The organism is Burkholderia sp. SCN-KJ, from assembly GCF_024656005.1.
GTDB lineage: Bacteria > Pseudomonadota > Gammaproteobacteria > Burkholderiales > Burkholderiaceae > Burkholderia.
Map to the genome: position 1 here is coordinate 64,613 of NZ_JANKOG010000020.1, position 22,415 is coordinate 87,027.

The 22,415-nt window shown below is 61.3% G+C and carries 26 protein-coding genes; 10 read left to right on the forward strand and 16 right to left on the reverse strand.

What is annotated here, in order from left to right; all coding sequences use genetic code 11:
• Window positions 1-19: 19 nt before the first annotated feature.
• The 3 genes from NQV17_RS27780 to NQV17_RS27790 are packed head-to-tail and all read left to right on the forward strand — an operon-like array spanning window position 20 to window position 2,955.
• Complete coding sequence (locus tag NQV17_RS27780; protein WP_374692763.1) at window positions 20-1,123, forward strand: type II secretion system protein; 1,104 nt, start codon at window positions 20-22, stop codon at window positions 1,121-1,123.
• A gap of 11 nt (window positions 1,124-1,134) precedes the next feature.
• On the forward strand, window positions 1,135-1,728 hold the full coding sequence (locus NQV17_RS27785; protein ID WP_257774724.1) for a type 4 pilus major pilin: 594 nt from the start codon (window positions 1,135-1,137) through the stop codon (window positions 1,726-1,728).
• A 9-nt stretch (window positions 1,729-1,737) separates the two neighbouring features.
• Window positions 1,738-2,955 (forward strand): hypothetical protein, encoded by a 1,218-nt coding sequence (locus NQV17_RS27790; protein ID WP_257774725.1) that lies wholly within the window; start codon window positions 1,738-1,740, stop codon window positions 2,953-2,955.
• Window positions 2,956-3,838: 883 nt separating this feature from the next.
• Here NQV17_RS27790 and NQV17_RS27795 read toward each other — a convergent pair.
• From NQV17_RS27795 to NQV17_RS27820, 6 genes are all read right to left on the reverse strand, one after another.
• Entirely contained in the window at window positions 3,839-4,861 is a 1,023-nt protein-coding gene (locus NQV17_RS27795) for a CAP domain-containing protein (protein ID WP_257774726.1), read from the reverse strand.
• 193 nt (window positions 4,862-5,054) lie between these two features.
• Window positions 5,055-5,420, reverse strand: a complete 366-nt coding sequence (locus tag NQV17_RS27800; protein WP_059534545.1) for a hypothetical protein — start codon at window positions 5,418-5,420, stop codon at window positions 5,055-5,057.
• Window positions 5,421-5,427: 7 nt separating this feature from the next.
• Window positions 5,428-5,625, reverse strand: coding sequence for a hypothetical protein (locus tag NQV17_RS27805; RefSeq protein ID WP_257774727.1), 198 nt, complete (start codon window positions 5,623-5,625; stop codon window positions 5,428-5,430).
• The gene (locus NQV17_RS27810) at window positions 5,615-6,814 is read right to left on the reverse strand and encodes a flagellar transcriptional regulator FlhC (RefSeq protein ID WP_257774728.1); all 1,200 of its coding nucleotides are present in this window, start codon (window positions 6,812-6,814) and stop codon (window positions 5,615-5,617) included. Before NQV17_RS27810 ends, NQV17_RS27805 begins: the two co-directional genes overlap by 11 nt.
• A 52-nt stretch (window positions 6,815-6,866) precedes the next feature.
• Window positions 6,867-8,102, reverse strand: a complete 1,236-nt coding sequence (locus tag NQV17_RS27815; RefSeq protein ID WP_096506430.1) for a hypothetical protein — start codon at window positions 8,100-8,102, stop codon at window positions 6,867-6,869.
• Between the two features lie 229 nt (window positions 8,103-8,331).
• On the reverse strand, window positions 8,332-9,033 hold the full coding sequence (locus NQV17_RS27820) for a nuclease-related domain-containing protein (RefSeq protein ID WP_257774729.1): 702 nt from the start codon (window positions 9,031-9,033) through the stop codon (window positions 8,332-8,334).
• Between the two features lie 424 nt (window positions 9,034-9,457).
• Here NQV17_RS27820 and NQV17_RS27825 point away from each other — a divergent pair, with 424 nt between their 5' ends.
• From NQV17_RS27825 to NQV17_RS27850, 6 genes are all read left to right on the forward strand, one after another.
• A complete protein-coding gene (locus tag NQV17_RS27825) occupies window positions 9,458-9,820 on the forward strand; it encodes a hypothetical protein (protein WP_257774730.1) in 363 nt (120 codons plus the stop codon).
• 113 nt (window positions 9,821-9,933) lie between these two features.
• The gene (locus NQV17_RS27830; protein WP_257774731.1) at window positions 9,934-10,383 is read left to right on the forward strand and encodes a hypothetical protein; all 450 of its coding nucleotides are present in this window, start codon (window positions 9,934-9,936) and stop codon (window positions 10,381-10,383) included.
• Window positions 10,371-11,213, forward strand: a complete 843-nt coding sequence (locus NQV17_RS27835; RefSeq protein WP_374692760.1) for a hypothetical protein — start codon at window positions 10,371-10,373, stop codon at window positions 11,211-11,213. The genes NQV17_RS27830 and NQV17_RS27835 overlap by 13 nt, the downstream gene beginning before the upstream one ends.
• Window positions 11,214-11,224: 11 nt before the next feature.
• Window positions 11,225-11,812: a single-stranded DNA-binding protein gene (locus tag NQV17_RS27840; protein ID WP_257774733.1), complete on the forward strand. Its 588-nt coding sequence runs from the start codon at window positions 11,225-11,227 to the stop codon at window positions 11,810-11,812.
• A 397-nt stretch (window positions 11,813-12,209) separates the two neighbouring features.
• Entirely contained in the window at window positions 12,210-13,352 is a 1,143-nt protein-coding gene (locus tag NQV17_RS27845; protein ID WP_257774734.1) for a toprim domain-containing protein, read from the forward strand.
• A 96-nt stretch (window positions 13,353-13,448) separates the two neighbouring features.
• Window positions 13,449-13,676: a hypothetical protein gene (locus NQV17_RS27850; protein WP_226158749.1), complete on the forward strand. Its 228-nt coding sequence runs from the start codon at window positions 13,449-13,451 to the stop codon at window positions 13,674-13,676.
• A 45-nt stretch (window positions 13,677-13,721) separates the two neighbouring features.
• Here the strand turns inward: NQV17_RS27850 and NQV17_RS27855 are convergent, their stop codons facing one another.
• The 4 genes from NQV17_RS27855 to NQV17_RS27870 form a co-directional block, all read right to left on the reverse strand.
• On the reverse strand, window positions 13,722-13,976 hold the full coding sequence (locus NQV17_RS27855; protein ID WP_257774735.1) for a hypothetical protein: 255 nt from the start codon (window positions 13,974-13,976) through the stop codon (window positions 13,722-13,724).
• Complete coding sequence (locus NQV17_RS27860) at window positions 13,973-14,128, reverse strand: hypothetical protein (protein WP_168799608.1); 156 nt, start codon at window positions 14,126-14,128, stop codon at window positions 13,973-13,975. Before NQV17_RS27860 ends, NQV17_RS27855 begins: the two co-directional genes overlap by 4 nt.
• Window positions 14,129-14,246: 118 nt before the next feature.
• Window positions 14,247-14,585, reverse strand: a complete 339-nt coding sequence (locus tag NQV17_RS27865; RefSeq protein ID WP_059913757.1) for a hypothetical protein — start codon at window positions 14,583-14,585, stop codon at window positions 14,247-14,249.
• A gap of 9 nt (window positions 14,586-14,594) precedes the next feature.
• Window positions 14,595-15,599 (reverse strand): PRTRC system protein D, encoded by a 1,005-nt coding sequence (locus NQV17_RS27870; RefSeq protein ID WP_257774736.1) that lies wholly within the window; start codon window positions 15,597-15,599, stop codon window positions 14,595-14,597.
• 1,474 nt (window positions 15,600-17,073) lie between these two features.
• Here NQV17_RS27870 and NQV17_RS27875 point away from each other — a divergent pair.
• A complete protein-coding gene (locus NQV17_RS27875; protein ID WP_257774737.1) occupies window positions 17,074-18,204 on the forward strand; it encodes an integrase domain-containing protein in 1,131 nt (376 codons plus the stop codon).
• 203 nt (window positions 18,205-18,407) lie between these two features.
• On the opposite strand, the gene NQV17_RS27880 is transcribed toward NQV17_RS27875, so the two are convergent.
• The 6 genes from NQV17_RS27880 to NQV17_RS27905 all read right to left on the reverse strand — a co-directional run bounded on the left by NQV17_RS27880 (window position 18,408) and on the right by NQV17_RS27905 (window position 22,414).
• Complete coding sequence (locus NQV17_RS27880; protein ID WP_257774738.1) at window positions 18,408-18,989, reverse strand: cold shock domain-containing protein; 582 nt, start codon at window positions 18,987-18,989, stop codon at window positions 18,408-18,410.
• A gap of 85 nt (window positions 18,990-19,074) precedes the next feature.
• A complete protein-coding gene (locus NQV17_RS27885; protein ID WP_257774739.1) occupies window positions 19,075-19,746 on the reverse strand; it encodes a Lar family restriction alleviation protein in 672 nt (223 codons plus the stop codon).
• Window positions 19,747-19,856: 110 nt separating this feature from the next.
• Complete coding sequence (locus NQV17_RS27890; RefSeq protein ID WP_257774740.1) at window positions 19,857-20,276, reverse strand: hypothetical protein; 420 nt, start codon at window positions 20,274-20,276, stop codon at window positions 19,857-19,859.
• A gap of 53 nt (window positions 20,277-20,329) precedes the next feature.
• Window positions 20,330-21,577, reverse strand: coding sequence for a DUF1173 domain-containing protein (locus NQV17_RS27895; RefSeq protein ID WP_257774741.1), 1,248 nt, complete (start codon window positions 21,575-21,577; stop codon window positions 20,330-20,332).
• Window positions 21,577-22,086 (reverse strand): hypothetical protein, encoded by a 510-nt coding sequence (locus NQV17_RS27900; protein WP_257774742.1) that lies wholly within the window; start codon window positions 22,084-22,086, stop codon window positions 21,577-21,579. The genes NQV17_RS27895 and NQV17_RS27900 overlap by 1 nt, the downstream gene beginning before the upstream one ends.
• Before the next feature lie 7 nt (window positions 22,087-22,093).
• A complete protein-coding gene (locus NQV17_RS27905; protein WP_257774743.1) occupies window positions 22,094-22,414 on the reverse strand; it encodes a hypothetical protein in 321 nt (106 codons plus the stop codon).
• Window position 22,415 lies beyond the last annotated feature (1 nt).

The window sequence follows — 22,415 nt, forward strand, 5'->3', positions numbered from 1 at the left end:
CCTTGTCTATTGGATCGTCATGTCGCTCCCGGCGACGGAACGCATGCGTGTTGCGACCTGGAGGTTCCGCGCGTTGCGCGAAATGTTCTATCGTGAAACGCGACTCGACGTGGCGAAAAAAGGGCTGCGGAACAGCGAAACGCTGCTCGAACGATTGACGACACTCGAGCAGCGCCATCGCTCTCGCAAGAACCTGTCGTGGCCGGCGTTCCAGAAGATCGCGCAGCGCATGCGCGCTGGCGATGATTTCGCAACGGCGATGAAGCCGTTCGTCCCCACCGACGAGTTCGTGCTGCTTGAGCTGGCAGGCCAATCGCCGCGCGACGACGCCGCGATCCGCGGCCTGGAGCTTGCCGAGATGGCGGCGCATGCGAAAGGTGTGCTGTCGGCGACAACGTCGATGCAGATCGCCTATCCCGCGTTTCTGATCGTCTACCTGTACGCGTTTTGCGTGCTGTTCGGGTCCGAGATCCTGCCGGCCACGCTGGACGTGCAACCTCTCGAGAAGTGGTCGGCGTTCGGGCAATTCGTCTACGCCTTCGACACCTTCTGTGCGAACTACTGGTGGCTGACGAGCTCCGTCGTCGCGGGGCTGGTGGCGGGCTATTTCTATACGCTCAAGCGCTGGACGGGTGAGCGGCGAAACAAGGTCGATGCGATGCCACTGATGTGGCGCAATCGGCGCGACCTTCGTGCCGCGCTGCTGATCGTATCGCTGGCTGGATTGTTTGATTCGGGGCTGACACTGCGCGCGGCGCTGGACCGGCTGACGAAGGCGGCTGACCCATGGATGAGTTGGCACCTACGGCGGATGAGCACCAGATTGACCGCGAATCCAGACAAACCAATGCAGGCACTCGATACCGGGATCTTCTCGGAGACCACCATCGACATCATGACCGACGCGGCCGGCCGTGACCAGTTCGTTGAGTCAATCAAGGAACTCGGCCAGCACTCCCTGTCCCGCGTGGTCGAGGCAGTAAAACGGAACGCAAAAATCACGCACTACGTGCTGTTGGGTGGAGCGGTGCTGCTGTTCCTTGTGTTCGGCCTCGGGTCGTACTTCGCAACCGGCGCTGTCGCATTCGATGGTGCGTCCACTTCCCTCAATCAAAAATTCTAGGAGCAAGCGAAATGAACAAGACCAACAAAATGAACACGGGCAAACGACTGTACATCGGCAAAGGGCGCCGCAAGCAAAAGGGCGAGCTTTCCCTGGTCGAAGCGGCGGGCGTGATGGCCGCGGCCGCGCTGATTGCGCTCGTTGTGTACATGGGGCGGGGTTACGTGATGGACCGGATCCATGCGATGCAATTCAAGAGCGAAGCGCAGTACTTCGTGAGCGGCATTCAAGATGCGACGGCGGGTGAGATCGACTTCTCGGGCGTCACCATGCTGTCGCTTACGCAAAACCGTGCGTTCGACACGGCCGGACGTCGCCTGAACAAAACCTCCGGTGCGCTGACGGGCATCTTCGGGGGCGCGGTGACGGCAGCACCGGCCACCGTGACGGCGACGAACGACGCGATCGCGGTGACGTACCCGATCCCGGCCACCGTGTGCGCACTGTCGGCCGATTCGATTTCGGAGGCCTATACGCAGGTGAAGGTGAACAACACCACGATCTCCGGGCCGTCGACGACGTTCAGCTCGGGCACGGCTGCCACGGCGTGTGCGTCTGCAGGCGCGACTGCGAACGTGATCATGTACGCGACCAAGGGCAACTAAGGAACGACGATGCTCAGCATCATTGAAGCCGTGATCGTGCTGGTCGCAACTGCGCTCGTGACGTTGCAGGGTATCCAGCACGACGTCGAAAAACGCCGACAAGACGTGCTGAGCGTCGAGGGGAAGAATCAGGCGGTAATCAATGCCGCACTGTCGAAATGGGTGACCGACAAGTACGCGTCATTGGTGGGGCAGATGGTCGGCTCGAAAGCGACGGCGGTCACTCCGCCGACGTTCGCGGATTTGCGCGCCGGCGGATATTTGAAGGCGGACTATGCCACCGGACCGATCTGGGGCGGTAGCTACATGATTCAGATGAGCGTCGGCCCGGACAACTGTTCGACCGGATCCGGCTCGTGCCAGGTGTCCTACGTCTTCTATTCGTCGCAACCCGTGACTCGACTCGGGCAGCCGGACGTGTCCGGCGCTGGCGTCGTGGCACAAGCAGCCGGCAACGACTTCGGGTTCTCGACCAGCCAGAATCCTGCGACGATCAAGGGGCTGAACGGAGCATGGCAGGCGGTCAACCCGGTGCCTGGTGCGCCTGCGGCGATTGTGATGGCAACGAACGGTCCGTCGTCGGACGGAAACTCGGTGTTTATCCGGCGTGATGGCTCATTGAAGTGGACGGGGAGTCAGGACGTCAACGGTGTCGATCTGCATAACGTGGGCAATATCGACGCGACTGGAACGATTGCGGCGCCGATGCTGGCTGCTTCCAACGCAGCGGTCAGCAACGCGATTCGGACGCCTGGGACGCTGAATGTCCAAAACGCCGCGGGGACAGCGCCTGCACCGATCAACACAGGCGCGGCGACCGTCAACGGCGACGCGACCATCACCGGAACGGCGACCATCGGTAATGTGGCGTGGCCGCGTACCGCGTGTGCGGGGACCGCGCTCGCCTCTGCGGCTGATGGCTCGGGGATGGTCCTTTCTTGTCAGCGCGATCCGATCACCGGCTCGCGCGTATGGCTGCCGATTGGCGGGTCGTGGCAACAATACGCGCGTTTTGTCGTCGCCCACGGCTCGTTTGTCCCCGCGCCCAGCTGTAACGCGGCTGGGACCCCCGAGATTCTGCTCGCGCCTCAGGGTGTCTACATCGATCCGACAGCCGCCCTGAACTTCACTGCCAGCGGCGCAGGCCCCTGGACCATCGCCATTACGGACGGCAGCGGTAATCCCATCGGGGTGATCGCTATCGCCACGACGTACTGCGCTTACTAGGAGCAGAACTTGAGAATATTGAGTAAGGCCTTGGTGCTCGCGACGGCGGCATGGGCGAATCTGGGTTTCGCCGGGCCGGCGCGCTGCTCCTATGGGAATCAGGACTCGACCTGCGTTACCCCCATCCGGTCCGCGCCGGTCGCACAGCCGCAATGTTCGACGGGTGCAGGATGGTCGACCGTATCGGCGTCTGTCTGGCAGGGATCGCAATGGTCCGCGCCGCAATGCAACTATCAGGCGCCGCCTACATGTCCGAGCGGATATGCCCAGCAATCGGCGCCCGTTTGGAACGGCTCAGGTTGGGTGGGCATCGCGTGCGTTCCGCAGGCTCCGCAAGTGACCCAGGCTGATCAGCAGCAGGCTTGCGCCAATGTAGGGGCAAGCTATGGGGTTTTCGTCAATCCAGTGTCAACGTTTCTCGGCCCACGATCCGAGACAACGAGTCAAGTGTCCAACGACATCAACACGCAACCGCCTCCGATAATCTGCGAGGCTCCAGGCACTCGCTATGCAGTTCGCGGAAACTGGCCGCCGACCAATGGACCCTACGATGTTTACAAAATTGGATTTGGTAAATACACAGATCCAAATAGCGGTAACGTTTCTGGCGCGAGCAGTTTATTGATTGCCTGCATGCTAAACCCGGGATCGGCACAAGTTGTTGGATTCGTATTGGCTCAATCTCAAAACGCAACAGGTGGGCCATGCGGTGGTGGCCGGTAAATCAATGAGAAAGGCTAGTGCCGCGCTGCTGAGACTATAGAGGTGGATCATATAGCGTCTCGTTTTTCGGGACGCTGGACGCAGCGATCATCTAGAAAAAAGAAACCCCACGTCAGAAACGTGGGGTTTTTGGTGGTTCGAAGACGGTGAGTTACCCGGGTTAACTTCCAGTCGTGAACGAACCGGTTCGGCTGAACGGAGCGCCGTTAATGGTCCCTGCGAGCGACGCCGAATACTTGGTGTTCGGCGCCAGCGGTGTCACCGAATAAGCGCGAGCTTCGAAAGATTGAATCAGCTTGTTCGTGTCATTCGTCGAATTGAGCACTTGCAGGGTGATGACATTCCCGGACGTGTCGATCAGGGTTCCGGACGTCAGAACAACGGCGTCTCCCGGATTTGCTGACACGGCCAGCGTCGGTCCCAATGTACCGCTCGTATTCGGCGGGGTGGGCGTTTCGCCGACGACCTTATATGGAACCCCCATTGCGCCATCGCAAGGGAACATCAGCGGAACGCTACCGGTCATCGACTTTAGATTCGCGACCGTGATGACGCCGTGTGCTTCCGGGAAGCCGTTGACCGTCGTTTCGTTCCAGCCAGCGCCGATCTGCGTAACCGGCCACACGAAAGCACCCACGTGATAAACGCCACTGGACCATGCGATGGCGATGTTCGTCCCGTAGGCCGTTTCGCTCAACGTGGCGTTCGTCCAGTACCCCGCGCTTTCGCCTCCCATGAAGACCGTGCTTGCCGGATAGCCGGCGCGCGTGGCGCGATCCGCATATCCGGCGCCAGTAAAGCCCGGATTGGTTGCAACTTCACTGTCAGTAATCGTGCCACCGTTCGTGCCGATGTAGTCAGCGTGTGCTTGCGAGGCGGTATCAAGAAGCGTGTTTTCTGTCAGCGCGGGGAAGCCACACGTCAGCCGCTGTTGGTTGATCGTATCGAAGATCGCCCTCTTCGCGCTGCCCGCAGCGTATTGCGCCGGGGAGACATCACCACTCGACGCCGACGGGGGCGGCGTGGGGCTACCGGGCGACGAGCCAGCGCCGGGCGCACTCGCGCCGCTATCACCACCGCCCCCGCACGCGGCGAGCGTCAGCAATGTTGCGATCGAAACGGCCGAGAGGCCGATAGTCATGATTTTCTTCATTGCCTTGTGTTCCTTCTTGTTGTTGGGCATGCCCCTCGCACACCCTTGATTCCATCCTACCGAGCCGGCGCCGAAGTCAAGTTCGGGCGGCCGGGGGCCTTTTTTTTGAAACGGCTTGGGCGAGCCAAAAACGGCCAATTCTAGATTACGGTTCGATTTCGTCAGACTTAATGGTGAATCGGCAAAAAAATCCCGCCATCGGGCGGGGGGCAAGGTCTGAAGGTCATCTGGATTTGCGTCGCTTCCAGTGGAACACGCGCAGCCCGATGAAGGCCACGCCCAGCAATACGGTCGATTTGTACGGAATGGCCGAAGACATGGCGGGGACGGCCGCCGCACCGACGTACATGCAGGTGAGCGCGACCAGCACCTTACCGAACCAAGGCCTGGCCAGCATTCCAAGTACCTGCGGCGGCTGACTGCCAACCCAATCAGGATAGGCTTCGTTGACCTGCTCGAGTTCGAACGACTCCGCTCTTGTCTCCCGCTGCGCATGATAGAACCGTTCATATCGCTCGAATCGGCCGTCGCCGCGGCCGTCGAGCCAGGCGGCGTTGCTTTCTGCGACCAGGTAGGCGAGGTCGTCCATGTGCCCTCTAGTGAACGTAGGCTGCTGCCCACGGCAGCGCGGCTCGGACGTCGACGATGACCCGGCCGTCTGCCTCGGAGTAGTACTGCTCGGTTTCGGCGTCATACCAAGCGAATTGCGGTCGGCGATCGCCGTTAATCACAATCAGGCTCGCCGGTAGTTCCGGAAGGGCATGCAGTGCCACGCGTTCGTCGTTATTCGCCATTGCGCAACCTCGCCTTCGTGCTCCGCCGCTTCGCGCCAAGCTGCCCGGTGCAGGCCGGGCAGTCGAAGCTATGGTGCATCTCAATCTTGGTATCGTTGTTGCTGACGATGTATTCCGTCCGGCAGGTCCGGCACGGTGCGATCGTGAGCCGGTTGTCGGCGGCCATCGCCCGCGTCAGGTTGCAGCCGCGGTCGACGGAGATCGCGTGCTGCCCGCCGAAGATCTGCTGGTAGACGTCGTTGGTTGCGATCAGCGCTTGCGGTGCGTTGGCGCCGGATGCGAGCGCAGCGCGGTACAGCCACGTGAAGATCGTGCCGTGCAGGCGATTGGTCGGCGTCTCGACAAACCAGTTGAGCGAGTTGGGCGTGTTGCCGCATGGTGAGCTGGTGCCGTGCATCTCGACATACCGTTGGCGCATCGCGTTTTGATTCAGGCGAAACAGGCTGGCGGCCGTCGACGCGCGGCAACCATATGCCATCAGGGCATGTGCGTACGTCTCGTTCTTCTCGCGCGGCAAGCGCAGTTCGCTCCAGCCGGCCTTGCCGGGCGCGCTGTTCATCCTGATCGGCGACGTCGCCATGATCTGGTGCGCCACCATCTCGTCGGTCAGATCGCTGGCGGTGAACTGATACCAGAACGTCGGCGTGTTGAAGCGCCAGCGAAACAGCGGCAATCCGTTCATTCGACCGAGTGCGATACGCAGCTTGTAGGTCGGCACGGACGCGAGGTAGGCGACCACTTCAGTCGTCACCCCGAGAAGCGGAGCGGCCAGTACGCTGAGGTGAATGACGCTCGTGACCAGGTCGAGGAAGACGCGGTTGTGCTGTTCGACCGAGAACTTCGCGAGCGCGTCCAGCGGCGGAAGCTTGCGAATCAGCAGGTCGACCGCGACGGTTGTGGGTGTGTCGTCGACGAAGCAGCGCCAGTCCTCGACCGACTCGAGGGTCGGCGCGACCATCAGGAACGGCGTGCGCAGGAGGTTGCGCAGCGACTCTTCGTTATGTTTGACGTGGTCGATCTCTTTGCGCTCGACGGCGAGGATATCGTTGAAATCCCCATTCATTTCGAGCAGCCACTTCATTTGATCGACGAGGTCGAAGTTTGTCACCTGGATGCGCTCGGCCAACCAGTTGGGTACGTACAGTCGCTCGATCGAACGGTAGGTCTCGCGCGAGTTTTTCTTGTCCATTTTTCTGAGTCTCTCTTCTACTGCACAACAATAAAGCGTGGCCCGGGCAAAATCAGGCGCGTACGGCCGCAGTCACCTCACCGTGGAACTTGCCGATCAGGTCACTGAACGCCTGGAACAGCGGCTTGAAGCGGGCCGGGTTTCCGTCTGCTGTCGCAAGCAGCTGCGCGCTGTGATAGTCCTGCACGAATGAGCTGAAGGTATCGATCAGGCCGCGGATCTTCTTTTCGAGCACCTCGCTCGCTTCGATCGCTGCGCGCTGCTCCTTCGCACGAGCCTCGAGATCAGACAATTCCGCCTTGGCTTGTTGAAGCTGAAGGTCGATGGCCTCGTGTTCGGCGAGCTTGTCCTTAACTGCGTCTTGGAGGCTTGTGTAGGACTCGGGCAGGGTCGGCACAGGCACTTCAGTCTTCACCGGGTTCGCCTTGAGCCTGACGATATCGGCGGTGAGCTGCTCGACCTCGCGCTCCTTGTTGGCGAGCGTCTGTTGTAGCGTGCTGACCTGTTTTCCGGTCGATGCGAGGGAAACCTGCGTCTCTTGGGCCCTCACTTTCTCGCGCGATTGCTCCTGCCGAACGTTGCTGAGTTCGGCCGACAGGCGGTCGATCTCCTTCTGCGCGTCGTCCAACCGGCCGATGGTGGCGTGCAGTTGCGAAGTCGCCTCCTCGATGCTGTTGTCCTTTCCGGCGATCTGGTCCTCCAGCGTCGCAATGAGCTGTTTGACTTCGCTCTTCGTGAGCGTCGGGTCATCGCGCTTCGCTTCGATTACCTTCTCGATGATGTCGTCGCCGATGTGGTTGTGCACCAGCAGCGACATATCGCTGTACGTCAACATTTCGACCGCGCCGATGTTGCTCGAAAACTTGTTGTAGACACGGATGTACAGGCTGACCGACGACTTCGACTTCTGGAAAACCTTGGTGAGGAAGGAGTAGACGAGCTCGGCGGCTCGGTTCCTGACCTTCTGGTTGTCGCCTTGGGTACTGACGAAATGGCCGATGACGGATGCATGGATGTGGGCAAAATTGCCCCCGATCCGCATGTGCTCCTGCAGGATCTTGCGAGTCGAGTGGGCGACTTCCTCACTTTCCTGAATGATTGTTCTAATCAGACTGTCCGGCAGACCGGTGAACATCTCGCGGGCGGCGGTGGTGAGTTCAAGCTGGTCCGGCACATGGGCGAACGTGGCTTTCAGTTCGAGATCGCCGTCTGCCGACGTGGCGTTGTCGGGAACGGTAGGGTTGAAGTTCTCGTCGTCTTCGGGTTTCTTCGACGGCTTTTTGGACAAAGCGCTCTCCAGTAGAGGATGGGCCTTCCCTGGCACGGGTTCGGCGGATTGCCGGATCGGGTGACGCCCGTCCGACGAAAATGAGACCTGGCGGCCTGCACCAGCTTACGCGGCGCTTTTCGGCGCCAAGGGGCGAAAGCTGCACGAAACAATGTGTCTTTCGCCAAATCGCGCACGCCGGCAAAATGAAACGGATTGTTTCACTTTGTTAGAAAATGTAAGGAGGTGGTCAGTTGTTTACGGATGAATCTCCGGCAACTTTATGGCGGTGAGCCGATAGCGCCGATCCGGTCGGGTCGTCCACGCTCAGGCGGCGCACGACGCCCCACGCAGCCTGCACGTTGATGTTCGGATTTCCGGACTTCGCGTGCCGATCCCGTTGAGTACGCAACCAGTAGCCCAGATCGCGCAGGGTGACGAGGGCAAGCGGGAGGTCGGGGGAGAGCGAGCAGTTGTCGTTCGCGAAGACGCCAAGGCCCTGGACGTTCCAGACGGAAGGCAACGTCCCGCGGAGGAAGGCAACCTTCGCCCGGTTTTGGCTGATCGGCGAGCGACGCTCCTCGAGCTTGCAGCTCGGCAGGTGGCACACGACCGTATCGGCGCTGCTGCCAGGCGCGATGGCACCGGCCCAGTTCTTGGTCTCGATCACGAAGATGCCAAACGGCGTGACGACGAGATGGTCGACTTCGGCGGTCGGGAACTCGGCGCCAGGCGCGTGTAGCAACAACAGCGCCGTGGGGTGGACGTAGAAGTCATTGCCGCAGAGTTGTGACAGGACGCGGCGCAACTCGCCGAGCACGCGCGCCTCGCCGGCATCGCCCGATGCCTGGCTGCGGGTAACCGGGGGCGTCGATTGGCGACGCGGGTGGGATTTCGCGTAGTGCTTGGTCAGTGCCCAGACACCGGCGACAACGATGAGAATCCAGAACATTGGGATGCGCCTCGGTTGATGAAGTGACGCGTCCAGTTTGTCTCGGATTTTTCGAAGTCAAGTTCCGGAGAAAGCTATACGATTTTCTGGAGCATTCTCGGTTTTGCCCCACAACCGGTTGCGTTCGCACGGTACGGCCAAAGCTGTACGCGATTGCCGAGCATTCCGCGTGCACCGCGCATCGGTCCGGCTTACCCTACCTCTATCACGCGTTTCCGACGCATCGACCTACCTGAGCCAACCGGCTCTGCCATTTCGCGGCTTGCCCGCGCCTTCCCTGCAATCGGCCCTGAGCGATTTCGTGCGCTGACCAACGAGGTCGCAGACGAAAGCGCTTCGCGCCGATTTCCTTGCTCGTTCCGAGCATCGAAACCACCGGGCGTTGTCCGGACATCCCCTTGTTCGATTTTCTCTGGAGAGAAACATGTTGAAGTCCCTGTTCAGCGGCGCGTTCAGATCGCCTGTCAAGCTCCTCGCTCTGTGCTTCGCGGCCTATATCGCCGCGCACTCGATCATCGTTTTCGTTTTTTTGGCTATTGCTGCAGTTCACCACTTCAAGAGCAGCGCGAAGGTTGCCCCGGGTCAGTCGGATCGTGACACTGCGGATCGCCACGATGTTGACGAAAGTCCGCGGCACGCGAAGAGCGGCCCTGTCACGACGGCGAAAGCCGAAGCTCAGGCACCGGCAGTCTCGCAACGTCAGTATGCGAAATCCGCTGTTGTCATCCCCATCAAGGCTTCGTCGAACCGGACGAATGCCCAACACCTGAAAACGGGCACGAAGTAAGTCGCCCCTGTCCGCCCGCGCGAAGCAATTCGCGCAGGCGCCCCCATCTCCCACCGGGAACCACGTTCCCGGTAAGGGGAATGAGGTGCCCGGTTGATATCCGGAGCACGCTCATGAAACCGCAAGTAGCTGGTTGGCAGCTCGACATGTTTGGCGGTGATTCGCCGATTCTCATCACTCCACCCAAACCCGATCCTTTGCCGGATCCCGATCGCTGGGAGCCGCACGTGCGGGAAAAGCTCGCCGAGGCCGTGGTTTTCTTCGCCCTCGACAGCCGGCATAGCGACAACGTCCCCGAGGCGTTGATCGACTGCGCCGAAATGCTCCATCAACGGCTGTGCAACCGACCGGTGGACAAGGTCGATTACTACGCGACGCTCGGCTGGATCATGGAGCTTTGGACGGGGGCGATTCCGTACTCGGTCGTCTGCGCACTCGGCCGTGTCCGACCGCGCGCGATGCAGGACGCGATCCGCGACGTTCCGTTGCTCAACTATGACTTCAACCGACTCAACCGCTGGTGTAGCGGTCAACTGTCGCTGGAGGCGCAATGGGCGGTGTAGCCATGTTCTTCACGCGCGTGCTCGCTCAGGCCTTCCTCGGCAGTCCGCGGGCATCGGCGTCGACGGTCGAGCAGCCTTCGTCAGCGTGCGGCAGCGCGAAGCCTGTTGGCACTGGCGCCGAAAATGAGACGCTCGTGACAATCGCGGGGATCGTCCATCTGTTCGTCGATGAGGGCGACTGTGTCGTCGAGTTCGTACCGGCATTCGATGACGCACCTGGCGACACGATGTTCGGCACGAAGATCCTTCCGGCGCTCGCGCCGCACTGGGCGATGTTGCAGCAGCACCCGGCCCCGCTGAAGGACGCGATCGCGACAGCGATCCGCCGCACAAGCGTACCGGCCACTGGCGCTATGGGTATCGCATCACCAACCGCAGATTCGGAAGCTCGATCGGCACGCTCGTCGGAGGGGGCTGAAACGCCAGCCGACGTTGAGCGCGAAGTCGGTCGCCAGACGACTGTGGGTGAATCGGGTGGGTTCCGTTCTTCACGTCGCGGTAGCGATGCCGAAACCGGCCGTTCCGCTCCGGTCGAAGGCCGGATTAACGGCTGGGGCGAAGAAACCTTCCCCGACCGTCGACCAGGCAAATCTCGGAGCTATCGGTCGTTTGCCCTTCGCCTCCAGACGAGAGGGGGCGAACAGGTATTGCAGGGCGAGGGCCTGAAGGAAGCGATCAGCGAGTGTGGTTGCCGCATTGGCGACCGCGTATCGGTCAAGCGCCTGCGCAAGATCAAGGTGCCGGCGTTCCGCAAGGAAGACGGTTCACCTATTTACAAAGATGGCCAGCAAGTCATGTGGGACAAGTGGCTGTGGTCAATTACCAAGTGAAGGAGTTCTAGATGGCATCTGTTAACAAAGTGATCATCGTCGGCAACCTTGGCGCTGATCCGGAAGTGCGATACCTGCCCAGTGGCGACGCGGTCGCGAACGCTCGAGTGGCGACAACCGATCGCTATAAGGACAAGGCGAGCGGCGACTACAAAGAAATGACCGAGTGGCATCGCATCTCGTTCTTCGGTCGATTGGCCGAGATCGTGAGCGAGTACCTGAAGAAGGGTAGCTCGATCTACGTCGAAGGCCGCATCCGCACGCGCAAATGGCAAGGCCAGGACGGGCAGGATCGTTACTCGACCGAGATTGTGGCCGATCAGATGCAGATGCTCGGCGGTCGCAACGGTGGTGGTCGCGAAGGTGGCGATCATGCCGGCGACGGTGGCTTCGAACAGGGCACGCGTCGGCAGGCAGCAGCACCGGCCGGACGTTCCGCACCGAGCCAAGCCCCTGCAAATGCAGCACCCCGTCCCCAGCGCGCTGCACCCCCGGCGGACCAGACGCGGTCGTATGGCGGTGGGGGCGGCTTCGATGAAATGGACGACGATATTCCGTTCGAATCGTGGTATCCGCGCAAAGCGTGGGCCGCGCTCTGATCCCGGAAAAGCTCACCATCCTGCTACTCGCTCCCGTTTTCTCTCACCTATAGCGTGCGACGTGCCTTCGGGCACGTCACACGCCGTCTTCCTTCCCACCCGCAATTCCCTGTTCCGCTGACGTTGCTGAACCAAGCCGACGCGCCCGCGCGCGGCTTCGTTGAGCAAGCGTTTCCGCGCCTGTCTCAGGCATCGAAAAACCCGCAGTCCAACTGGAGAGATCCGTGAACGTGAAGTGTTTCTGCCTTTCGTCCCGCTCTGGGCTCTCCATGACGCGTCGATTCGACGTGCCGTTGGAGTCCGCGGCGGTAGGAAGGTTTGTTGATCCATCTGTGCTGGCTATCCGACCGGTGGCGAATGCACGCGTTTTCGCCGTTGTGCGAACGGAGGACGAATCATGGGAGAGCTGAAGAAGCTGAATCTCGCAGCCATCGACTGGCCCAATGTCTTTCCGCACTACATCGACAGTCGATTTTTGAACGGAAAAGGGCGCTGGTGGTCGTGCCCGCTTTGCGATGGGGAAGAGACCTTCCGGCTCTATCCAGCCGAGAAGGACCCCCGCGGTGGTTGGCATTGTGCGCGCTGCTTGAAGGGCGGTACCGGCGTACAGCTGATTCACGAGGTGACCGGTAAGCCGTATCGCGAGATCTACTACGAGCTCGGAACCGGCAACTACAACGGTGGTATTCCGGTCGCGGTGGTCCGCAAGGCAAAGCCGGTCCCGGTCCGGCCTGAAAAAAGCGACGAGCAGAAGTGTCATGAAATGCAGGCCGCGTGGGACGGCGCCGCTCCGGTGACGGTTGATTCGCCTGTCTGGACATACCTATCGACGCGGATTCCCGGGCTACGGCTCGAGTGGATCGGGCGCGACGTTCGCTGTCACCGAGGCTTGGAGTACGTCGACGCCTTCGGCAAGAAGCAGGGAAAGTTTCCCGTGATGCTTCAGCGCGCGCGGTCGCAAGCCGGGAAGCCGCGGCGTGTCCATCGCACCTACCTCACGGCCGATGGCGAGAAGGTTCCGTTTCTCACGAAGAACGGGAAGCCGCGAGCGAAGCTGGAGATGAGCGCGCCGGCCGGCAGTTTCGGTTCGTCGGTGCGGCTCAATACAACGCGCTCTCGCACGCTAGCGCTGGTGGAGGGCGCCGAGACTGGTTTTGCGGTCGTCGCACGGTACGAGAATCGCATCGAGGTCCGCTGCCTGCTGAATTGTGGTGGCCTGGAGCATGCCGATATCAACTGGAACGACTACGACCACGTGATCATCTATGCCGATCGAGACAAGGTAGATCACCGGCGCGACTTCAGGCCGGGTGAACACCATGCGCAGCTTCTTGCTGATCGCATTCGTGCCCACGGCAAGCGCGTTTCGATCGTGAAGTCGGTGGTCGAGGGCGTGGATTTCTGTGACGTGTGGAAGTTGCAGTACCAACGGCGCGCGCAACAGCGTGACCATGTGCGCGCTAGGCAACTGGCGCATGAGGAAACGCGGAAAAGGAACCTGACGCGGATCCGTACCAGTGGAATGTGCGCAGCAATGTGACTTTGGCGCCGGCAGTAGCCGGCATTCTTTTCTTTCTTACCCGGTGGGGATACGTCCCCTCCGGGCCGTATTGCGCCGGGCGACATCACGAGGTGAATGATGGGCTCGTTTCGACTGGTGCTGGATGAGTTTGAAGTGATCGAGGTGCCGCCCAAGGTGGCCTCAGAGGGGGCAGCGGACTTTTCCGAAGGTCCGCGCTTCGACGTGATCGACCGGCTGCTCGAAGGCGACGATCGCTACATCCTCCGGGATGAAGCGTTCCAGCCGGCGGTCGATTTTTGCATGGCGTGGCTCGAAGAAAAAGAGAAGAGCCGAGCGCACTAAACCTGAAGACAAGCGACTTCCCTCGGGAAGTCGCTTTTTTTTTGCTTAGTCGCCCACGATAACCAGGACGAGAAGGAGGATGAGCCTGAATACTCGCCACGCCCCGGCGGCCAAAAATGTGCCGATCGCGCCAACAAGAAGAAACAGACTGGCGATGTCGCCCGCGCCGCGGTTGTGCATGAAAGCGCCGGCCATGAAGATCAGCGAGTACACCAAGACCAGAACGAGGCGGCGCAGGACAAACGGGAGGGCCCGGAATCCACGGATGACCGTGGAAGCGGTGCCGGCGACGGCGTTCATTGCTCGTCCTTGGCATTGGCCATATGGGCGTGCCATGCCTCGACGCAGTATTCGGCAGCAATCGCGGCCGCCGCGACCGCCAGCCAAAAGTAGGGGGATGCGAGCTTGTGAATCAGTTCACCGTTGCGAATCCACTCGATCAGTTCCAGCATCTTCTTCTCCTTATCTATCGGTGCAAGACGTGGCGCACGTTTTGAACACCTACCTCGTACAGCAATTCTCTCAGGTCTATACAAAAAGCAAGCCCCGAAAAAACCGACCGATGGGCTGTCACGCCCATACCCCGAGCTGATCGTGAAGCGAGTCGGCGAAGCCGGCGCCGTCAAGGCTCCCATCGCCAACGCTGAGTACCTGAAACGCGTCGCTCTCGTCGGCGCCAGTCGCGCGCGCTTGCGTAGCCTGGGGTGATGCGGGCGCGACGAGCGGCGCGGCCACTGCAGGCGTTACGACGAGCGCTTGCCCGGTCAATTCGTGACGAAGCGCTGATTCGGCCAACGCCTTGAGGACGGCGGCCCGGCGACGGGCCGACGGACACGCGCTCAACCGCTCGAACAGCAGCGGCGACACGAGCTCGTTGATCGTGATGGTCATCTCGATCTTGTCGCTCATGCCCCCTCCTTACCGGCGTTCGCGCGCGACGCTCGATTCCCCGACCAGCAGGAACCCCCGAACGTTCGCGAGGCACGGCGCGTCGATCACCTCGATGACGACCCGCGGGAACGCTTGTCGGATGACGGACGCGTAGAGTGCCGCGCCTCCGCCGGACAGGATGATCGATCGAACGTTCGCCAGACGGCCGACGTTGTTTTGCATTTCCTTCACGACGCCCGAAATCAACGGCTGCGCTTTCTCGAGATAGGGCGCGAGGTCGATATCGTTCCCGTAGAAGAAGAACGGCGTCTGCTCGCGCAGTGCTTTGTCGATCCGCTCGATGTCCTCGACCGCGTCGCCTTGGTCGCGTGCGATCAGCTGGGCGATGCGCTGATAGATCTGAGATGCGCCGCCCGGCATACCACCGCTGCGCTTGTCGTCCATCGCGAAGCCGCTCGCGTACACCCAGTCGGTCGTGAAGTAACCGACGTCGACGACGAGATGTTCAACGTCGCGGCCAAACCCGCCTTTCCGGTTGCTGGAGGCGAGGACGAGCGAGCCGAGCGGCTGCGGGATCACCATCACCTTGTCGATCTTCACGCGGTCCGCGCCGAAGTCCAGCGTGCCGGTGAACCGTTCCATCAACGCACCTGCGTACTTCTTCAGGTTGTGAACCGGCAGGCCGAGCACCAGGCGTTCGACATGGGTTACGCCGGAAAAGTGGATCGCGCCGAGGAGCAACGCGGCATAGTTGTTCGTGAGAATGTAATCGTCCGCCAGCGCGCGTCCGGTATTGCCGTATGCGGCAGTCAGGGAAACGTCCGGGCCGACCTCGTACTCGACCTGGTCGATCACGATGGTGGCTACCTTTCGGGTGGTCAGCACGCTGTCTCCGTAGCCGGCGATCGAACGGCTCGCCGCAAGCGGCGCGAGCGACGGAAACATTCCGGAGGCCACGGCGTTGTTCGCGGCACGGTGTGCGTATTTCGTATTGCCGTAGCCGACGTCGATAGCAAAGACTGCAGTTTTCAAGGGCGACTCCTTTGGTCACTCGTTCATGGAAGGTAAGTGCAACGTCGAACCCGGAGTCGAACTTCGGCACGGCCACTGCACCAAAGTCCTAGATAAAGTCGGACATTGAAAACGGGCCGTTACCGAAGTCGGACATAAAGTGGGAGATTGCAACGGCGAGCCCTTGAATCTCCCGGATAAAGTCCGAGATTGCGTGATCCAGTCTATCGAGCGGTACGCAAAGTCAAGTTTTGGAAAGCGGCGCACTTCCCGCCAGCTTTCGCGCGGCCGAGAGTGACAAAACCGCCTATTCTGGGCATCACCTACCGCGTCATCGACGCATCGAAACCGAGCGCCACGCGCTCACACCCCTCCTTCCGGCCCGCTTTGGGCCTCCAACGCAGTGAAACGTCCGGCCCGCACATTGACGCAGCCTTTTTCTGAAGCAAATCAAGTACACAGTGGTCCACCTTGAGGACCCCTGGACAGTGCGATATCCATACGATCGGCGGCGGTTTGCCGCAATGGGACGCAATGAGGACATGTGGACACCGGACACCGGACACCGGACAGTCCACGCAACCTCGATTGCGTCTACTCACGCCCTTTCAGCGAACGAGCTGGGTGCGTTCAGGAAGCCCGATACACCGCGGCGGACATGAACGTGCTTGGGGGCGGGGGAAGTCTTGCGAACCGGAGAGACCGGCGTCGCGATTCCCTGATTGGAAGAACGAACGGTAGGCGCAGCCGTAACCCAAATGCGCAACAGGAATTGCCCGGCACGTAGCCCGGCGCCGGCGACCGCGAGGTTCGTCGACGCCGAGACGCGCAAGCGTCAGGCTGGCAGGGTAGCCACGAAGCTGGACTGGGCGGAGGCAATCCGCGCAGCGCGTCCGACAAGCGGGCGCGAAATGATCGGTGATGGTTTGCGCGAAGCGCGGGCCGCGTCGGTCATGGCAGCAGGATGGACGGTCGGAACGCATGTACTTCCCATGCGTCGGGCTGATCGGATGGAATCGCTAAAGGACGGGAAGCAGCAAGACCGCGCCGGCGGATACCGGCAGAGCCATACGCGCGAGCGAGGGCGAGAGAAGTAGCCGTTGTCGCATCAGGTAGGGACGCGCAACGGACGGTAAAGGTGAACGTCTATGGGGTCGCCGCGAGCGCTCCAGACCGACCCGCACCGATTGATGTGGGGAGCGTTTGCGCGAAGCGATGGCCGCCGGCGGATTACGGATCGATCGCGTTAGCAGGATCGGCCGCGCACCGCTGCGCAGCGCAAAGCGGTTCTTGACCGAACGGCCGCGCATCGTACGATGGATTCGCGAATGGCATCTGTGTCGGTCCTTGGGATCGTGGTGGACGATTTCGCGAAGCGCGATTGGCCGGCTGCCGCCGCGGCGAAAAGCGGGGCGCTCAGACGATCGATCGAAGATAGGAAATGGCGGGTGAATTCCGCCAGGTGTAAGCGGCATTGACCGCAAGGAGTAGAAGGATGGCTGCGATCCTCAACGTTCGGGCTGTTGTGGGCCGCTATCGACTGTCGCCCGAGTTTCGCGACGCGTTGCTGGTGTTGTTCGACCAGCATGTCGCCGAGATCCACAGCACGACGCGGATCAGCAAGCGAGCGCTGTCGATCAAGACGCAGGAATACCGGGCGACGGCGATCTGCAAGGCCTTCGTCGAATTGCGCGAGGGTGGTTTCGCGCTGCAAACGCCGTGGTCGCTGAAGACCAAGCACGTCGAGTACCTCGTTGACCGTTGGGTCAAGGATCAGCAGTCGGGCGGCACGATCGAGAACAAGCTCACCTACTTGCGAGCGCTTGCGCAGTGGCTCGGCAAGGCGAACCTCGTCGGCACGCTCGGCGACTACGTCGATCGCCGTGAGGCGGGCCTCGAGCGCAGCTATGTGGCGACCGAGGATAAGTCGTGGGTGGCGAACGGGGTTGACGCGGTCGCGAAGATTGCAGAGATCGCGCAGACATGTCCGTACACCGCCGTGCAGCTCAAACTGCAGGCAGCGTTCGGGCTGCGTGTCGAAGAGAGCTTCATGCTGCGCGCGGTAGAAGCGGTTCGGGATCCGCATATGCTTGCGGTGACTCGCGGAACCAAGGGGGGGCGTCCGCGGCAGGTGCCGATTGAGCGGAAGATCGCGATCCTAGAAGAGGCGGCCCGCCTGAGCAACGGTGTCACTGGGTCGACGATTCCCGCCGGCCGGACGTTGAAGCAGTGGCGCGACTGGTACTACTACGTGCTCGGCAAGCATGGCGTGACGAAAAGCGGCATCGGCGTGACGAGTCACGGACTGCGTCACGAGTATCTGCAGACGCTCTATGAGCAGGTGGCCGAGGTGCCGGCGCCGATCAAGGGTTCGTCGTCGCGGCCCGATCCTGCCGCGCACGACGAGGCAAAGCGGCGGGTGGTCGAGGCTGCCGGGCATAGCCGGGTGTCGAAGGCGAACGCCTACCTGTCGACCTTCACCCGGCAGGCCGAGCTGAAGAATGCGTTGCCGACCGTCGATGAGGCGAAGGCTGCGCTCGAGGCGGCCAGTGGGAACAAGACACATGCTGCTGGGGCGTTGGGCATTTCGCGCCAAGCGTTGTATAGGATTCTTGGGGCGCGATAGGGAAGCGCGGCGACTGCGGCCGCGATACGCGCGAATCCCAGCGCAATGATCGGTTCGCCAGAATGCACCTGAAAATCGGACGTGATACGGGGATCGCGTCGAGCCACGACTCGATAGACTGAGTGTGTCTCTCAGGTTCTGGCACTGGCCCTCGGAAATCGCTAGAACCCTCGTTTAGCCGGCGCAAGCCGGCTTTTTTTTGTTCAGTGCGGGCGCTGCCGGACACTGCGAACGACTTCGTCGAGAACTGGTTTGATGCGCTGCGCGAGCTTCGGATGCGCATGGAGGAATCGCGCTAGCGGCGGCGATACCCGGTAGTACGTCCGGATCGCCCATCGGCCCGGCTTCGTGGTCCGGAGGATATTGTCTCGGAATCCACGGAGAGCAAGGACTTCCGGTGCGTCGTAGTCGCCATAGACTGCAGACGCGATGAAGCACATGCCGAACCGCTTGTAGGTGGCTGCGCAGTACGGACATACCGAGCGCTCCGGACGCCCCCGATGCGTGATGATCCGCGGGACCATCTTCTTCTTGCATGCAATGCATTCGACGCGATCATCGCGATGTTGCGAGGCGGGCGCTCGCGATTGTCTTTCGACGATCCGCACTTTGGCCGCGCGCGGACCTCGATTGTTTGAAGTCGCGTCGAACTCGACTATGTCACCGTCGCGTGGCGCCTCGGCCCCGATGACGTCGCTGACGTGAAAGAAATAGTCGGTGGCTGCTTCCCCGTGGATAAAGCCGTGGCCCTTATCCTTCGAGAACCACTTTATGGTTCCTCGCATGGTTCTGGTTTTGTAGTTGGTTGGTCGAGTTCGTAATGATATCCGTCCGGCGCCTGGTCGCCCGACGTGTTGTGGCGTTCGCCAGCTACCACCGATCTCGGTCGGGCATGGCGTCCACCGCGATCGCGATCCGATCTTCAAACAGAAAATCTCGATGCTCGCTCGGCGAGTGGATTTTCGGGAACTGGACATAGTCCTGGCCGTCGACTTCGATCCACTTCGCCAACTGGACGAGTTTTCGATATCGTGCTGCGTCTTCGAGTACCGGTGCGATCGGCCACGTATCGAAGGTGACGACGGTCGCGTCGACGATGCGCTGCGCCAACATCTTGAAGACCGGACCAATCTCGTTCCAGTCTCCTTCTACGCGGGACAGCATGTCGAGAACCTGCTGCGTATCGCAGGCGCCGAGCTCTCTCTCGATCAGCCTTCGCAGGTCCTCATCCGTTGCCTTCGGTCGATTCAAGCGCCGGTTCCATGTTTCGGCGCAGCGGTCTTTCGCGGCCGCTTCGTCGTCGCCGATCGTTTCCCACTGCGTCGACATGCCGCAACCTGTGCAATAGATGCAGACCAATGGTTCGGTCAGCGGAGCGTCGGGTGGGCGGGGAAGTACGTCACCGATGTTCGGGGGGCCGCCGAAACGGCCGAACTGGCTGAAATCGAATCGGCGATTCTCGTCGCACTCGACGAGTCGTTGCGATCGGCCGACGGTCGGCCGGCCGCCACAGTGCTCACATGGATAGAGCTGTTCGATCATTTGTCGGAAGGTTGTAAGTTTCTCGTCGTCGGCATTATTGCTGTTTTTGCATGCCGGCAAAACCGAGAAAAGCGCGAATATTCCTTCCGGTAATTCCCTACTCGTCTGAATTAATCGCGTGAGGCCCGTAGTTCGGCAACGCGAATAAGGGACAGGAGCGAATCGGTGGACGTGTTGGATGTGTCGCTTGATTCGGAGGATGCGACGACGATCTGGCCGGAATCGGTAGGAAATACTCGTCGCGCGGATTGAAGATCGTCGACGAACCAGAAATGCCATGCCCGCGCGTAATGCCACCAGGTGCCGGCGCGTTCCAGTTCGTCCCACGACGCGCGGAACTCGAGGATGGCGCCGAAGCTCGTGAAGACTGCACACCGCAGTCCGCGAGCGTCCGTCACCGCGACGGCGAGCTGCCGCCCGCCGGAGAAAGAGTCGGAGTGACGGCATGCCATGGAGAGGGCGGGAAACTGCGGACCCCACTGATCGGTGCGGGAGACCGCGCGATGGAGGAAAAGCGACTTGCCGTGCATAGGAGGCGTCCAGGTTGAGAAGATGCCTTCATCTTGCCGGCGTCGTCGCGATGTCAAGGTCTGGCGCTTCGTCGCGCGATAGGAGGGAAATGGACATCGACCAGCTGACACCTATCGATATCCCACTCCACGGCCTGGATTCCGCGCGCCATGCGGAGACGTTGCTTTTCCCGCTTGCGAGCCTCGTACTCGGCAACGCCATTCATGCCATAGACCTCGATGTGGGTTGGTTCCGCGGTGTCTGTTAGGACGAAGTCCGGCAGCATGTCGGTGCCTTCATTTAGCCGGATTGGCTTGTCGAAGGCGCGGCCTTCGGCAACGAGCCGATTTGCCATAGCGACTTCGTGGATGGAATCGCATGTGATGTACGCGGACGAGCAAAGCATTGCTGCGAGCTCGACTGCAACGTGATGTCCCTTCGGCGTACGCTCGATCACGAGAATCGCGACAACTCGGGCGCTCCCGTCGCCGAGGGCGCGCATCGCGTGGCCGTATCGCTTCTCGGCGAGCGCGATCAGCTCGGTACTGCAGTAGTACCGCTTTGCGCTCTGTCGCAATATGATCGAGCGCCCGTAAGGGGTCACGCCAATTTCTGAGGTCTCGCCGATGACCAGGCCGCGATGGTTCGTCCCGTCGCGCTGGACAACGCGTGCGAGAAATGCGTCGAACTCGGCGTTGATGGCGGTGCGATCAGCTTCATGGAACCTGCGCATGACGTGCAGAACCTTCTCGGCGGGCTCGCCGTTGATCACCGCGTCGCTGATCTCGGCGAGAACACGCGCATTGCAGACGCCCCAATTACGCGCGCGCTCAACACCGGACCAGCGATTGAGCCCGGCAACTTGCCAGAGCGTCTGCAGGAAGCCGAGGAGCGGCGCCGAGCGGCGCGAGGTAGGGGGTGCGCCGGCTTGCCGTGGGCCCTTTGATACCGCACCGACCGTGCGCTGTGTGAGGGCGACGTCGAGCTTCGCGCGCAAGCCCGCCGCGGTGGCCACGATGCCCGGCAGGGTCTTTCCGGATTCGTTGCCCCCGTCACTCGGATCCTTGTGGAACGAACAAGTCAGGCGGTCGTGCAACGGTCCCTCGTCCGGCCACCCGGCAAGATGGAACAGGCTCCCGTATCGGCGGATCTGGAGGCGCAGCTGCGAGGCCGCGCCGCGGCATAAGCACTGCGCGTAGCCAGGGTTGATTTTCGCGCGCTCAAGCTGACGGACGAAGGCGGCGGGGTTTTCCTGAACGTCATCGACCGGGACAGCGATGCCCGAGAACGAGACCTTGGTCGGCGATTTGTAGGTCGTCATCAGGCACTCCGTTCAGATGATGCGGTGCTGCCGATGGCATTGCCGTACCTGGCCACCAGTCGATCCGCGCCCGGTGACGAATTCACGACGGGTCGTTCGGTACGGCGCTGCTCGACGATGCGCAGATCGATCTTGGTCAGGGTCTCGATGGATACATGGCCTCGGACCAGATACTCGACCGCGACTTCCTCCTTGGCCCACTCTGGAATTAGATCGCTATCGGCAATCGCTCCGAGCATTCGATCGGTGAGGGTGTTGCGGTAGATCGCTATCCGGGATGCGGCACGGGACGCAAGGGAAAATGTGACGATCCCGGCCGGAATGAGTGCTGCCGCAATTGTGGTGTTCCGACCGAGCCCGGACAGCGTGATCAGCGACAGGACGCTGAAGCCAGTGGTGATCATGCCGGCGATCCGAACTGCATATGCCAGTGAGTCGCGTTCGAGTTGCCTTGCGAGGCGGCCGAGTGTTATGACACTCGTTGACGGAATGCCGTTCATGGTTGTCATGCGTGGTCTATATCCATTCGTTGATGGGGGGATGCTTGAGCCGCGGTGGGATGTATACCGTTCCGGTGTCCTTGTCGATCAGCAGCCACTGTCCGTTGGTGAGCCGTTTCACGTGGCAGTGCGGGTGACGCATCTGCATGATTCGCGCGGCGCGGCTGCGCTCGTAGTGCCGAACGGTGGCCATGACGAGTCGGACGGTACTGGCGGCCGCAATAAGCAGCCCGGCTATTGCCAGGATCCCGAGGCATGACCAGGCCCTGCCGCCGCCGAGCTGGGTGACCAGTCCGGTGGCGATTGCTGCCAGCGCCGCTAAGGTCGAAGAGAACACG